The following is a 14491-nucleotide window of genomic DNA, read 5'->3' as shown; positions in this document are numbered from 1 at the left end:
TGGTGCCCGGCAACAAATGCGAAACGCAGGTGCCGCCGGTCAAGGACCTGGGCGACGGCCATCAGAGCCTGTGCTGGCTCTCCGACGACGTACTGGCGACGATGGAGCCGGTAATCAGTTTCGCCAAGGATGACGATATAGAGGGATACTGTGGCTGATCTTCCCTCGGATTGATGGACGGAGGAAGGCTAGAATGTCACCTCAATGCTGTCTTGACCTCAAGCTCCTCAGGCGAGTGCCGAGAACAGGCCTGCCAGGAATGGAAACGCTAGCATTAAGCGGGGGTTGATCAGGGCCATAAAAAATGCCACCAAACATAACTTCAAGTTATGCAAGATGGGGTATCCGGCTTGAGCCTCACTTTCTGACGATGATGGATGGTAGGAGAAAGGTGCTGCGCTTCGAGCGATGATAAACGTGGTCTGCACGAAGCAGCCACAAGCATCGAAAGGAGCGCAGCGTGAAACATTTTATCGGCCTCGATGTCTCTGTCAAAGTGACATCAGTTTGCATTGTCGACGAAACGGGCAAGATTTGCCGGGAGGTGACGGTTCCCAGCCACCCCGATGACCTGATTGCGGTCATGAAGGACCAACTGCAACCTATCGAGAGGATTGGCCTTGAAGCCGGACCTCTGTCGCAGTGGCTTTTCGAGGGTTTGGCCAGGGCGGGGTTTCCGGTGATCTGCATGGAAACGCGCCACGTTAAAGCGTTTCTGAAGGCACAGCCTAACAAGACTGATCGCAATGACGCACGCGGCATCGCGCAGATGATGCGGGTCAACCTGTACCGCCCGGTGCATGTGAAGACGCTGACGAGCCAGAAGCGGCGCGCCCTGTTGACGGCACGGGAGCTACTGCTGAGAAAAGCAATTGCCATTGAGAACGACATTCGCGGACTGTTGCGCAATTTTGGGCTGAAGGTCGGGAACGTCGGAACCATCAAATTCGCGGAGCGGATTCGTGAGTTGGTCGATGACATGGTGGATCTTCAGGAAGTCATGGAGACCCTGCTGACAGCGAGGAGTAAATTGCGTGAGGAATTCTCTCGGTTACACAAGAAGGTTCTGGACATCTCGCGTAACGACGAGATGTGCCGGTTGCTGATGACAGTCCCTGGTGTTGGTCCCGTCGTATCGCTAGCGTTTACGGGCACCATCGACATACCGCAGCGGTTCAAGAACTCGAAGGCGGTTGGACCGATATTGGGGCTGACGCCGAGGCTCAACGAGTCGGGAGAAAGCAAGCGTGTTGGATGTATATCGTTGTGCGGCGACGCGATGATGCGAACGCTGCTTTACGAAGCCGCCCAGACCTTGATGATCAATGTGAGAAAATGGTCATGGCTGAAGGCCTGGGCGATGTACATCGCCAAACGGCGCGGCATGCGAAAGGCTATTGTCGCGCTCGCCCGAAGGCTGGCGGTCATCATGCATCGCATGATGAGTGACGGCACTGAATTTTGCTGGACGCGAGATGATTTGCCCGCTGCGACCTGATCTAAATCGGATAACGGCGTCGCATAAACGAAGGAGATAATGGAATCCGCTGCCTGGCGGATAGGTGTCCGCCGCAGGACGAGGGTGAAGCAAGTTCGAAAATCGCTTTGTTCGATCGTAGATTGACGCTCAGAACGCATGCAAGATTGTTCTGCTTCATCATTCTAACCCCATGATGGGAGGGCCAAAGAGCCGATCCCGGAGAGAAGCAAGGCCCTGCGAAAGACACCCAAAGCCGGAAAAGCGAAAACGTTCGAAAGCGCTTGACCTTTACCAGCCGAATAGAGAAGCGATTTCAAGCTTGGCGAACGCCGCCACATAAGCAACGCTTCAGCCACGCCCAAGATGCGACGCGTCCGAACTTGTTCAGGTGACGCGCTTCAGGGCTCTATTTTTATGCCTGTCGATCTCAAAGCCAGCCCCGCTTTCGCGCGATACGTTGCTTTCCAGTCAGGAACGAGCCGTAGCTAGGTGAGCGATCTGGGCTCCTATTTCGTAATAGGCTTCACGAGGTCGAAGGAAGGAGGTCTGCGTTATCTCCGAAAGGGGAAGCGGCATATCCGCTTCGCTCTTCTCACCCAGGATCAGCAGCGCGAGTTCACGACCGAATACAGTGCCGGGCGCGATACCCCGCCCATTGTAGCCCGAGAAGCCGACGCCGTTTTTGCCGAACTTATGAAAGCGCGGCAGGGCGTCGGCCGTCATGCCGATCTGCCCGTACCATTCATGCTCGAACTCGATCCGGCCAAGCTGGGGATAGAGCCTTGCAAGGGCCCGGCGAGCCCATGCCTTGTGGATGCCGGCCCCAGTGCCTCGCAGCGCGCCGACGCTGCCGAACACGAGGCGCCCCGACCGGTCCATCCTGAAGGATGACAGGATCGTCTTGGTGTCCCAAACGCCTTCGCGGCCAGGCAAGATCGTCCGCAGCAAATCGGCGTCGATCGGTCGGGTCGCTAGATTGAAATAGGGCAGATGCACCTGTTCGGTACGAACGCTTTGCCACGGCCCCGTACTATAGGCGTCGGTGGCAACCACCACCCACTCTGCGTCTACCGTGCCACCTGCCGTGCGAACGGTCCAGCGGTCGCCTGTCTTGTCGGCCGCCACGACCGGGCTCGATGTGTAGAGTTCGGCACCGGCACCAACACAGGCATGGGCAAGGCCGCGGGCGTAGGCGAGTGGCTGCAAGGTGCCGGCACGCCGGTCCAGCAAGGACCCGGCATAAGCGTGGCTACCCAGCCTTTTTGCGGTTTCTTCGGCGTCGAGGCCCTCGACTGGCGCACCGCGTCTTTTCCATTGCGCCTCGCGTTCCCTGATCTCCTTCAAGCCTGCCGGACCGACGGCACAGTGAAGCGTGCCGTTTCGCTCAAGTTCGCAGTCGATGCGATGCCGGTCGATCATGTCCATCACCAGAGAAGGGCCGTCGCCAAGCAGGTGCAACAGCCGTTCGCCATGGACCGGCCCAAGCTTGGTCGCCAGATCGTCCGGCATGACCCAAAGGCCGGCATTGATCAGCCCGACATTGCGGCCCGCGCCGCCGAAGCCGATCTCCCGCCCCTCCAGCAAGACCACGCGCCTGCCCGCCTCCGCCAGATGAAGCGCGCACGACATGCCCGTATAGCCACCGCCGACGACGACCACATCGGCCGAAAGGCTCCGATCAAGCGCGGCCGTCGTCGGGGCCTGCGGCGCGGTCGCCTCCCACAATCCATGGGAGCGGGCATCGTTCAGCATCGCTGTGTCCTGTCGATAAGGGTATTGCCGCCGTTCAATCCAGGCTGGCGCAGGCCGCCGCAATACGGCGCAATGCTTCCGTGAGTTTCGCTTCGGAGGTCGCATAGGAAATGCGGAAATAGGGCGACAGCCCGAATGCGGAACCGGGAACCACCGCGACATGGGCGTGGTCGAGAAGGTAGTCGCAAAAATCGCTGTCGGTTTCGATCCGTACGCCGGCCGGCGTCACCTTTCCGAGCACGCCCGCGCAACTGGCGAAGGTGTAGAAGGCGCCTTCCGGCACCCGGCAATCCAGCCCGTCAATGGCGTTCAACCCGGCAACGACGAGGTCGCGGCGATGCCTGAAACTTTCCGCTCGCTCCTTCAGGAAGGTTTGCGGCCCAGATAGCGCCTCGACCGCCGCAGCCTGGCTGATCGAGGACGGGCAGGATGTCGACTGGCTTTGCACCACCGCCATCGCCTTTATCAGGTCGCGCGACCCACCGGCATAACCGATGCGCCATCCCGTCATGGCATAGGCTTTCGACACGCCGTTGACGGTCAGCGTCCGCGCCTTGAGGCGCGGCTCCAGCGCGGCAGGCGTGACGAAGCGGAAGCCGTCATAGACGATGTGCTCATACATGTCGTCGACCAGCAGGCGCACATGCGGATGCCGCAGCAGGACCTCGATCAGCGGCTGGTAGTGAGCCTTGCCATAGGCCGCGCCCGAGGGGTTGGAGGGCGAGTTGAGGATGACCCATTTCGTCCGTGGTGTGATCGCCGTCTCCAACTGGCTCGCCGTCAGCCTGAAGCCCGATTCCGCGTCGCAAGGGATGAGAACGGGCTTGCCTTCCGCGATCTCGACGATGTCGGAATAGGAGGTCCAATAGGGCGTCGGGATGATGACCTCGTCGCCCGGGTTGAGCGTCGCCATCATCGCGTTGAACAGGATCTGCTTGGCGCCGGTGGCCACCGTTATTTCATCCAGGGCATAGTCGAGGCCGTTTTCGCGACTGAACTTTTCGCGGATCGCCTGCTTGAGTTCGGGCGTGCCGTCGAGCGCGGTGTATTTCGTGTCGCCCCGCTCGATGGCGCGCCAAGCGGCCTGCTTGACGTTATCGGGCGTGTCGAAATCCGGCTCGCCCGCGCCCAGGATGATCACCGGCTTGCCCTCGCGCTTCATCGCCTGCGCGCGGGCACCGATCTTCAGGATTTTCGACACCCCGATATTGGCGATACGCGAAGCCGGAACGAAACCGGCTTCATCAATTGTCGGATTGGCATTCATGGCAAAAACTCCTCACTCGATATCGAAGGAGACGCCCTGCGCCAGCGGCAGTTCCTTGGAGTAGTTCACGGTGTTGGTGGCGCGGCGCATATAGGCCTTCCACGCGTCCGATCCGCTCTCGCGGCCGCCGCCGGTTTCCTTCTCGCCGCCGAACGCGCCGCCGATCTCGGCCCCCGACGTGCCGATATTGACGTTGGCGATGCCGCAGTCCGAACCGCCGGCCGACAGGAACAGTTCCGCTTCCTGCAGGTCGCGCGTGAAGATCGACGACGACAGGCCGGCCCCGACCGCATTGTGCTGCTCGAGCGCCGCGTCGAAGTCAGAATATTTCATCACATAGAGGATCGGCGCGAAGGTTTCTTCCAGCACCGGACCGGCCTGCTTCGGCATTTCGACCAGCGCCGGATGCACATAATAGGCATCCTTGTGGCCGTTCTCGGCGCGGTTGCCGCCCGTAACCTTGCCGCCATGCGCTTCGGCTTCCTTGATCGCCTTCTGCATGCCGTCAAAGGCCTGCTTGTCGATCAACGGTCCGACGAGCGAGGCAGTCTCCAGCGGGTTGCCCACCGACACGCTCAGATAGGCTTTCTTCAGGCGTGGCACGAGCTGGTCATAGACGCTGTCATGCACGAACAGGCGACGCAGCGTGGTGCAGCGCTGGCCGGCGGTGCCCATCGCGCCGAAGGCAATCGCGCGCAGCGCCATGTCGAGATCGGCGGACGGGCATACGATGCCGGCATTGTTGCCGCCCAGTTCCAGGATGGCGCGGGCAAAGCGCTTGGCCAGGCGCGGGCCGACATCGCGGCCCATGCGGGTCGAGCCTGTCGCTGACACCAGCGACACCTTGGGATGATCGACCAGCACCTCGCCGACGGCGCGGTCGCCGATCAGCACCGACAGCAGGCCAGCCGGCGCATCCTTGCCGAAACGCGCGACGGCGCGGGCAAAGATCGCCTCGCAGGCAAGGGCCGTCAGCGGCGTCTTTTCCGAAGGCTTCCACACTACCGCATCGCCGCAGACCAGCGCCAGGGCCGTGTTCCACGACCACACCGCGACCGGAAAATTGAAGGCCGAGATGACGCCGACGACGCCGAGCGGATGCCAGGTTTCCATCATGCGGTGGCCGGGACGCTCGGTGGCGATGGTCAGGCCGTAGAGTTGGCGGGAAAGACCGACCGCGAAATCGCAGATGTCGATCATTTCCTGCACTTCGCCCAGGCCCTCGGACGGGATCTTGCCGACCTCGATGGAAACCAGCCGGCCAAGCTCGGTCTTGTGGGCGCGCAGTTCTTCGCCCAGCAGCCGCACCAGTTCACCGCGCTTCGGCCCCGGCACCAGCCGCCATGCCTTGAACGCCTCGTGTGCGGCATCGATGGCCTTGCCGGCATCGGCCGGCGAAATCGTCTTCAACGCGGCGATCTGTTCGCCCGTCACCGGGCTCGCTACCGAAAGGTCGCCGCCCTCGAGCACGCCGCCGGCAACACCCAGCTTCGCCAGAAGATCGGCGGTTTCGTTTGCCACATGGACCGGTTTATGCGCGATGTTCATCCTGAAAACTCCTTCGTTGAGGCTTAGCCAAAACGCACAACGCCGAGATGTCCCGGCGACGTCAGTTGCTTGAGGCCAGCGGCCAGATACTTGTTCTTCTGCGCTGTATATAGGTCGTAATAGGCCTGGTTCTTGCGGCCGACGCCATGCTCGGCGCTGAAGCTGCCGCCGAACTTCTCCACGGCAATCGAATAGACCCAATCGCGCAAGCCCGCATCGAAACCGGCATCGACCGGACCGGCCGACGCCTCGTCCACCACCAGATTGAAATGGACGCCGCCGTCGCCGATATGGCCGAAGTCGAAAATTCCGACATGGGCGAATTTTCGGGGCAGTTCGGCTTTCATCCAGTCGCAGAATGCCGCTACGTCCGCGCGGTGGAACGACAGGTCGAAAGCGATCAGCCTGCCCGCATGCTTCACGCCTTCCGAAAGGGCATGCCGCAGCGCCCACATCTCGTGTGCCGGCCCGACGAAGGCATCGGCAAGCGGGGCATCCGCACTTTCCCAGATCTCGGTCAGCACCGCCTCCAGAACGGCGTCGAGCGACTGTTCGCCGGAGCGCGGCTGCCAACTGCGGGAGATTTCGGCCATGATGACATAGTCGGGAATCTCGCCGTTCTGGAACGGATTCCGGAGCGAGGGGACATGAGCGAAAGCTGCCGACATGGCGTTTTTCGACATGCCTTCGAGCGCGGAAAGATACGAACCGAGGCGCTGTTCCATCGCCCGCAGCAAGGGCATGATATCGGCCCCGGAGCGCGGCACCAGATAGGCCGTCGCGACCTGCCTCGGCAACGGTTCGAGATTGAGCACGCATTCGGTGATGACGCCGAAGACGCCGGACGTTCCGATGAATAGCTGCTTCCAGTCGACGCCGGTATTGTTCTTGCGCAGCCCTGCCATCAGGTCGACGACCGTGCCGGCCTCATCCGCGAGGGCGACTTTTATCCCCAGCGTGTTGCGGCGCACATCACCATATTTGAGGAAGCGCGAGCCGCCGGTATTGGTCGCCAGCATGCCGCCGATACGCGGGTCGGCGCCGAGGTCGATGGGGAAGAACAGCCCGGCCTGCTCCAGCCGTGCGTTGACATCGGAAAGCCTGAACCCGGCATCGAGGCGCAGCGAACGGTTGTCGGCGTCGAGTTCGAAATTGCCGGTCATCCGGTCGAGGCTGAGCACGATCTGCGCGCCGCTGCCGTCCGGGGTCGAACCCGACACCAGCCCGGTATTGCCCGACTGCGCCACGAGCGAAAGGTTTTCACGCACGCAATAGGCGACGCAGGCCGACACCTCTTCCGTCGTTTGCGGACGCAACACAAAAGCGGCGCGGCCCTCGTCATAACGCGCGCCGGTCGCATAGGCGGCCATGCCGGCAGGATCCGCCACGACACCCTTGTCGCCGAGGATTTCGACCAGAACCGCCCTGTGCCGTTCTAAGATCATGCCTGCCCGCTACTCCGCTGCCTGGAGGCCGCGCAGTGCGTGGCGGCAATTCTTGATCGAAGCCTGCTCGATGACGGCGTAATGCTCAAATTCGTCAAGGACATTCGCGCCGAGATCGATCTCGAAACGCTTTTGATTGGGACTGGCGACAAAGTCCTGTGCCGCGCCATCGCCCAGATTGGACTGGAAGATGCCGGCCGCACTGACGGGAAGGAAATCCTCGTAGACAATCGGGTCGAAGCGGATCAGGCCTTCGCCGATCAGCCACTCGAGGTCATCCGTCTCGATATTACCGCTGTTTTGACCTCGTTCGGTCAGCGAATAGCTGAAATAGCCGAGGTTTTCCGCCCGAATGCTATTCCAGTCGTCCGGAAAACCCTTGAAGACACGCGCCAGCGCCGCTTGATATTCGGCGGCGTTCGAGCCGTCGGCAGCCGGGCGCACGATCTGTCGCACCTTGTCCAGCAAGCTGTCGTAAAGCGCGCGTCCCTTTGGCGTAAGCGCGACGCCGCGCTGCTCGATCTCGCCGAAGCGGGCGGTATGCGAGCCTGCCTTCCATCTGCCGTCATTCGACCGGAACGCGACCGGCTCGTCCAGCGCCTTGAACGAGGTCTGCCGAAGCAGGATCGGGCATCGGCGGCTCGGCGGGCCCTCGATGACGGCCTTAGGCGCAATGCCCTTGGCCGGCATGCCGCGTTGCACGGCGTCGATATCCACCGTGCGCGGGGTCAGATGGTTGATATGCGGCCCCTTGAAGGAAACGACGTCGGCAATCAGCCGATGGGCCTCATGCAGCCGGTGATACATGTCCAGACTGACGCAGGCCCGGTCGTGCCAGCGGAACGTTTCGAGGATTTCGGCGACGAAACGATCCCCATCCGCTTTATTGAGGCCGCCCTGCTTCTCGGCTTTGGCGGTCAGTTCAACGGCGCTTTCCGTAAAAATCCGGCGGGCGGCAAGAGTTGCCTCCACTTCCGCGCGCAAGGTCCGATCTTCGATCAGGTCGATCCTGAGCAGTGAAGTGAAGACGCGGAACGGATTGCGGCTGAGCGCACCGGCCCCAACCGGACGGAACGCCGTCGAATGAACGGGCACGCCCGCCGTGGTGAGGTCGTAATAACCGACCGGAAACATGTCCATGACGGCGAAGACACGCCGCATCATGGCCAGTTCCCCCGGCGTGCCGAGCCGGATCGCACCGTGCCGTTCCTGCGAAATCCGGTCGAGGGAATCGGTTGCTTCGAGGCTTTGCCGGAGCGCGGGAGCATCATCGAGCGTCCTGGCATTCACGTCGGCCACCAGTTCCATCAGCGTGCCGTAAGCCGGCACTTCCTCGCGGTACATGGCCGACATGGCGGCGGAGAAGGCCGCGCGTATACCGTCTGGCGCTACGAAGACGATTTTTTCCATCAGATTCAGTCCCGAGTTAAAAACAGGCAGATCATTCCTGGAATCGTGATACTGCATACAGGACGGCGAAGATTGCGCTGGTTTCGACTAGGTTGATGCGAGATACGCATGACATTAAGCAGAAGGCTGATGCCGGACCTGATTGCCGTCCAGGCTTTTGAATGCGCGGCAAGGCATGCGAGTTTCACGCGCGCCGCCCGCGAACTCAATCTGACGCAGAGCGCCGTCAGCCGGCAGGTCAAGGATCTGGAAAACCATCTGGGCACGCGGCTGTTCGAGCGCATCCGCCAACGCGTCGTGCTTTCCCAATCCGGACAGCACTTCCTGCCGGAGGCCAGGAAGCTCTTACAGCAGGCGGAAGAGACGATGCTGCGGGCCATGTCGTCCGCCGACGCCAGGGCGAGCCTGAGCATCGCCACCTTGCCGACATTCGGCAGCCGCTGGCTCAGCCCGCGACTGCCCGACTTCCTGCGCCAGCATCCCGATACGGTGTTGAACATCGGCTCCCGCTCGGCGCCGTTCGACTTCGAGGAAGAAAATTTCGAACTGGCCATCCATTACGGACAGCCGGTCTGGGCGCGCGGCATCTGCACCTATCTTTGCAGTGAATCCATCCTGCCGGTCGCGAGCCGCGGGGCGGTGGCGCAGGATGCCGGCATCGCTCCTGCCGACCTGATGGACAAGCCGCTGCTTCATCTGGCGACCCGCCCGAAACTCTGGGCCCAGTGGTTCGAACTGGCGGGCGTGTCCCCGGAGACGGCCTATCGCGGCCACCGTTTCGATCAGTTCTCGATGATCATCGAAGCGGCGGTCGCGGGCATGGGGTATGCCTTGTTGCCACGCTATCTCATCGAACAGGAGCTAAAATCGGGAGCGTTATCCGTCGTCGTGGACCTGCCCATGAAAACAGAAAACTCGTACTATGTGGTGGTGCCGGAGGTAAAAACGCCGTCTTCCGTTAGCCGGCATTTCGTTTCATGGCTGATAACGCAGACTGGACTCAACGACTAAAACCGCCCGGTGGTCATGATTCATTCCGTCGCGCCACCAAGGCAGTCTTTCCCTGTTACCTACAGAACATAATGAGTTGGGTCAGCGCGCCGCTGAATTTTAATCGATTTGTCCGAGGCTACCGCTGGGTCAGGAGAAGCGACGCATCGCTTAATCTACCGCGGCGTTTCCCAAGGCAATGATCTGCACATCGGAGGCATTATGGCTCGGCGTAAGACATTTCTGGCAGCGGTTGCACTGGCGACAGCCTTTATATTCCACGGCGCCGCGCACGCCCAGAGCATCAATGCCGGCGATCGGGCGGCGAGCACCAGCCTTCCTTTCACCGCGCAGACCGTCGCCGAGTTCGACACGCCGTGGGCGATCGCCTTTCTGCCCGATGGGAGAATGCTCGTTACCGAAAAGCCGGGCCGGATCTTTCTCGTCACCCAGGCTGGCCAGAAGCTCGAACTCGACAACGTGCCCGAGGTCGTTGCATCCGGCCAGAACGGTCTTCTCGATATTGCACCTGCCCCGGATTTCGTGACCAGCTCGCATATCTACTTCACCTATGTCGAACCGGATGACGGCGGCAGCCGTCTCGCACTGTCCCGCGCCACGCTTTCCGTTTTCGACGACGGGGCAGCGCTTACCGACCGCGCGGTGATCTGGCGACAGACGCCCGGAGGTGGCGGCGGCCAGCCGGGCGGCATCATCGCTTTCGATCCGCAGAGAGCCCATCTGCTCCTGACTGTCGGCGACAGGATGCAGCCGGCGAGCGCGCAGGATCCCGACCAGGCTCGCGGCAAGGTGCTGCGCCTCAATCTCGATGGCAGCACGCCACCGGACAATTCCCTCGCCGCTCAAGGTGGTGTGCAGGCTGAGACATGGACGACAGGCCATCGCAATCCCTACGGCCTCGCCTTCGCGCCAGACGGACGACTTTGGCTGCATGAAATGGGGCCGCGCGGCGGCGACGAGTTGAACCTGATCGAGCAGGGCCGGAATTACGGCTGGCCGCTCGTGTCGAACGGCAACGAGTATAGCGGCGCGTCTATTCCTGACCACAAGACGCGGCCGGAGTTCGCCGCTCCGGCTGTCTATTGGAATCCGGTCATATCACCCGCCGGTCTCGCTTTCTACGAGGGCGCGATGTTCCCGCAATGGCAAGGCTCCGCGCTGATCGGCGGCCTTTCGGCGCGCGCTCTCGTTCGCGTAGCGTTTGACGCCAATGGCCGGCCCGACGAGGTTGGGCGGTGGAACATGGGCGCACGTATCCGCGATGTCGCCGTTGCCCCCGATGGCGCAGTCTGGATCATCGAGGATGCCAATCCGGGCCGCCTACTGCGCCTGACGCCGGAGAGCTGATGGAACGAGCGCGCGAACATTTTGTTTCGCCGCCTTTAACAAGAATGGGAACTGAAATGACGATCCAGTTCGACAAGCTGGCTTGCTTCTTCGATCAGCACCTCGCCTGAAAGGTGATGGTGCTTGTCTACGCCGCCCAGGCCCCTTACCGGTTTGAAAGTTGGCGAGCCGATCGCGTGCTGCGTTCGATCCTGATAACAGGCGTCATTATGCTGGGATTTGCAGGACCTGCCATGGCTCAAGAGTGCATTCGAATTTCTTCCGATTGGGGCGAGGTCACCGCCGATCTTGCCGATGACGGGGCCGCAAAGGCTTTGGCTCGGATGCTGCCGCTCACCATCGAATGAACGACCATCTACGGCAGGAGAAAGCCGGTAATCTGCCGTCACCCTTGCCCAAAATTGCACGGCAACGCGATTTCTTCAGCGGAATCCTCGGGCTCTGGAGCTCCGATCATTTCGTAATCTACTATCGGAGCGCCCGTGTCCCGCAACCAGGGATCATCGTGCTCGGGCAAGTCACTGGTAACGTTGCGATCTTTGATCGTCCCGGACCCGTAACAGTGAGAATTCATCGCGCTGAATGAGGCGAGTTCAACGCAACACAGCGGGAGCGTGGAGCAGATGCCGCACCGCTAACAGAGTTTCGAGCCACGAACCACAGGTACTGTTGAGACAGGCTGCGCTGCTCTAGCGCAACTCCCCCGAGCCTCGAGACGAAGAATGAACCCCTTTCAAGCCCTCGGAGGATCAAGGCGATGCCCCAGGGTTGATCTTGAAGAACCTCGAATGAATGGGAGAATTTGCGTACGGTCGAGGAATTCGCATACAACGGCTCAAACGAGCAGGAGAGACAATGCCGACAATCGTTGATGAACTGCGAGCAATAGCTGCTAACCCCGCTAGCCGGACGAAGCCGAGGTGGTGGACATTCTGCTCGCCGCGGCCGACCGCATCGATTCGAAGCGGATCGAATTGGTACGAATAAAGCATGATTGCGGGAGCACGAGGCGGGCCGGTTAGGTCGGCGATGGTGAAGAAGCCCAAAGACCCGCGAGAAGAAGCCGCCCGCGCTTTGTGCCGGTTTCACCATCACCCTGAGGATGTCAAGTTTCAGGGCAAACCTATGTGGATGAGTTTCCTGCCTGAGGTGGATGCTGTGCTCGAGGCGGCGCTATCGCCCGAGGAATGGCAACGGTTGCGGGATGCCCTGAAAGGCCGCTAGGCTCGAGTGCGTATTGGTTCCGGCTCTGGTCATTCTTTGCGCTGTGCAGCAAAGATTGACAGTGGCGCAGACAGTGGCCGAAGTGGGCTGGCGCCCGCCCTTGATTCATCCGATATTGGCATTGGGTAACGGCACCGTAGGCCCTTCGCCATTTCGGAGCACTCCTACCACTCCCGTCTGGCCTACCCCGGTCGTTACCTCATAACCGGCCTTCCTGAGCCTGTCGGCGGCAATACCCGCCGTTCGAGTCTCCTGCATCGACAATTCGGGATGGGCGTGGACGTCCTTGTAGAGCACCACAAGATCGGGTAGCAGCCTGCCCATATTAGCCAGGCCAATGGATGCGCTTTGGGCGAAGTATGCTCAGCCATGATGTCTCTTGCTGACGCGAGGGCGGTGACCATCATTATGGCCTCCGGCGGCGGCGGCAAGGCCAATTCCCGCGATCAACCGATCGTTACTTCATAATGACATGTGTCGACGCGAGCCGCCGGAATCATCCCGGCACTCCATTGTTCTGACGACGGCTCGCACATCCCCCGACCGACCCGGCTTCTACAGACTGCAATACCCGCAAGCCATCCCCCCGCCTGCTGCCGCAGAGGCTTTGCGTCGTCCTATGAGAACTATGTGCGCTGTAACCGGAGGACCGCTTCGGCGGCCGGCGTTTCCCCGTCGGTCAGTTCCAGGACCTCACAGCGGATTTGCGGGCGCTCGATCAACTCGGCGAGAACCCGGGCGACATTGCCGCGCGCCACGTTGCCATAGGGGATGACTGGCCCAAGCGCGACCTTGCCTTCTCCGTCCTCATGAACCAGCGTGCCAGGTCGTAAAATGACCCAATCGAGATCAGAGGCGGCTACCGCTACATCGGCGCGCTTCTTTTCAGCCATATAGTGCTCAAATCGATCGTTGCGGTCGCTTCTGCGTCCGGCCTCTGGAAACGCGGACACGATGTAGAAGCGCGAGATGCCAAGCCTTCTCGCCACTTCGATCGCCTTGATCGGGCCGTCTCCGTCGATTGCGGTCGTTCGGTCCAGACCGCTTCCGGCCGCTCCTGCCGAAAAGACGATCACGTCGCAGCCTTCGGCGGCGATAACAAGATCGTCGACCGTCATAGCGATAATATCGCCCAATACCGGGGTCCCGCCGGCATCAGCGATTTCCGTCGCCTGTTCGGGCTTGCGGTGTAGCCCGACGAACTGGTGGCCCTTGGCGTGAAGTAGAGGCAGAAGGCGATGACCAACGCCACCTGTTGCTCCGATCAGAAATATCTTCATGGGCGTTTGTCTCCATCTTTGCGCGCAGGTTCACCTATTTGTGTGTGGCCTTGCGGCCATCTGGCATGAAGGCCAACATGGTGTGTCAGGCCAGGGATCGCTGCAACCCCCAGCTATGGAGGCAATTTCGTATGCAAACACCCGCCGGTTACACTGGCATAGTCATGATCTGGCTGCGGAGGTCTGAGTTTGGTGGAAACGGACCGACAGCTTCTGGGAAAGTAGCTGACAGCCGTTCCCACGATACCATGTTCGACTCAAAAAATGCACGGCATCGCCCGAACTCTCCGGCTCGATCAGGCGTGCCAGTGTGAATTGCGGATGACCGAGCAGGAGTTGCCGCGGTGGAAATGCGGCTCCTTGTCGGCAATCACATCGGCCTTGACGTTGCCGAAGGTCGTGTCGGGCTTGTGCCTGATGCCGTCATAGAAGGCCTGGATGATGTCCTCCTTGAACTGCGGCGTGCGTGGGAAGGCGGAGACCACGGCCTCGCGCGTCGCGTCGTCATACTCGCCATAGGTGAGGCCGAGCACGTCCATTTCGACACCCGCAGTGGTAAGTGCGATCACCGGGTGCATGTATCGGCATATCGGGCGCTGAATTCGGCGTTCGCGGCTCTTTGGCGGCCTATAATCTGAAGGACGGCTCGCTGGTTTGGAGAGCCTATTCCACCGGCCCCGACGCGGAAACGCTCATCGACGGCGAAAAGACGACGCAACTCGGCAAG

The 14491-nt window shown here is 61.1% G+C and carries 13 protein-coding genes and 1 pseudogene; 6 read left to right on the top strand and 8 right to left on the bottom strand.

The features are described 5' to 3' along the window. Window positions 1-460 precede the first annotated feature (460 nt). Window positions 461-1498, top strand: a complete 1038-nt coding sequence (locus ACX3P1_RS26660) for an IS110 family RNA-guided transposase (protein WP_459082602.1) — start codon at window positions 461-463, stop codon at window positions 1496-1498. A gap of 450 nt (window positions 1499-1948) precedes the next feature. Here ACX3P1_RS26660 and ACX3P1_RS26655 read toward each other — a convergent pair whose 3' ends face one another. The 5 genes from ACX3P1_RS26655 to hglS are packed head-to-tail and all read right to left on the bottom strand — an operon-like array spanning window position 1949 to window position 8902. Further along, window positions 1949-3232, bottom strand: coding sequence for an NAD(P)/FAD-dependent oxidoreductase (locus ACX3P1_RS26655; RefSeq protein ID WP_459082600.1), 1284 nt, complete (start codon window positions 3230-3232; stop codon window positions 1949-1951). A gap of 34 nt (window positions 3233-3266) precedes the next feature. After that, window positions 3267-4499 (bottom strand): pyridoxal phosphate-dependent aminotransferase, encoded by a 1233-nt coding sequence (locus ACX3P1_RS26650; protein WP_459082598.1) that lies wholly within the window; start codon window positions 4497-4499, stop codon window positions 3267-3269. A 12-nt stretch (window positions 4500-4511) separates the two neighbouring features. Next, window positions 4512-6047: an L-piperidine-6-carboxylate dehydrogenase gene (gene amaB, locus ACX3P1_RS26645; RefSeq protein ID WP_459082596.1), complete on the bottom strand. Its 1536-nt coding sequence runs from the start codon at window positions 6045-6047 to the stop codon at window positions 4512-4514. Between the two features lie 23 nt (window positions 6048-6070). Further along, on the bottom strand, window positions 6071-7492 hold the full coding sequence (locus ACX3P1_RS26640) for an FAD-binding oxidoreductase (protein WP_459082594.1): 1422 nt from the start codon (window positions 7490-7492) through the stop codon (window positions 6071-6073). Between the two features lie 9 nt (window positions 7493-7501). Continuing rightward, window positions 7502-8902, bottom strand: a complete 1401-nt coding sequence (gene hglS / locus ACX3P1_RS26635; RefSeq protein WP_459082592.1) for a 2-oxoadipate dioxygenase/decarboxylase HglS — start codon at window positions 8900-8902, stop codon at window positions 7502-7504. Window positions 8903-9010: 108 nt separating this feature from the next. Here hglS and ACX3P1_RS26630 point away from each other — a divergent pair, with 108 nt between their 5' ends. The 5 genes from ACX3P1_RS26630 to ACX3P1_RS26610 all read left to right on the top strand — a co-directional run bounded on the left by ACX3P1_RS26630 (window position 9011) and on the right by ACX3P1_RS26610 (window position 12484). Further along, window positions 9011-9913, top strand: coding sequence for a LysR substrate-binding domain-containing protein (locus ACX3P1_RS26630; RefSeq protein WP_459082590.1), 903 nt, complete (start codon window positions 9011-9013; stop codon window positions 9911-9913). Between the two features lie 201 nt (window positions 9914-10114). Further along, a complete protein-coding gene (locus ACX3P1_RS26625) occupies window positions 10115-11260 on the top strand; it encodes a PQQ-dependent sugar dehydrogenase (protein WP_459082588.1) in 1146 nt (381 codons plus the stop codon). A gap of 176 nt (window positions 11261-11436) precedes the next feature. Continuing rightward, on the top strand, window positions 11437-11607 hold the full coding sequence (locus tag ACX3P1_RS26620) for a hypothetical protein (protein ID WP_459082586.1): 171 nt from the start codon (window positions 11437-11439) through the stop codon (window positions 11605-11607). Beyond that, window positions 11604-11846 (top strand): cyclophilin-like fold protein, encoded by a 243-nt coding sequence (locus ACX3P1_RS26615; RefSeq protein ID WP_459082584.1) that lies wholly within the window; start codon window positions 11604-11606, stop codon window positions 11844-11846. The genes ACX3P1_RS26620 and ACX3P1_RS26615 overlap by 4 nt, the downstream gene beginning before the upstream one ends. Before the next feature lie 443 nt (window positions 11847-12289). After that, window positions 12290-12484: a hypothetical protein gene (locus ACX3P1_RS26610; RefSeq protein ID WP_459082582.1), complete on the top strand. Its 195-nt coding sequence runs from the start codon at window positions 12290-12292 to the stop codon at window positions 12482-12484. Window positions 12485-12589: 105 nt separating this feature from the next. Here the strand turns inward: ACX3P1_RS26610 and ACX3P1_RS26605 are convergent, their stop codons facing one another. The 3 genes and pseudogenes from ACX3P1_RS26605 to ACX3P1_RS26595 all read right to left on the bottom strand — a co-directional run. Continuing rightward, window positions 12590-12808, bottom strand: coding sequence for a hypothetical protein (locus ACX3P1_RS26605; RefSeq protein ID WP_459082580.1), 219 nt, complete (start codon window positions 12806-12808; stop codon window positions 12590-12592). Between the two features lie 302 nt (window positions 12809-13110). Then, on the bottom strand, window positions 13111-13764 hold the full coding sequence (locus ACX3P1_RS26600) for an SDR family oxidoreductase (protein WP_459082578.1): 654 nt from the start codon (window positions 13762-13764) through the stop codon (window positions 13111-13113). Between the two features lie 296 nt (window positions 13765-14060). Beyond that, window positions 14061-14348: pseudogene (locus ACX3P1_RS26595) on the bottom strand (phosphohydrolase); the annotation flags it as partial. Window positions 14349-14491: the final 143 nt, after the last annotated feature.

It is taken from the genome of Mesorhizobium sp. A623, assembly GCF_054489405.1.
This window is presented reverse-complemented; position numbering and strand designations above follow the sequence as displayed.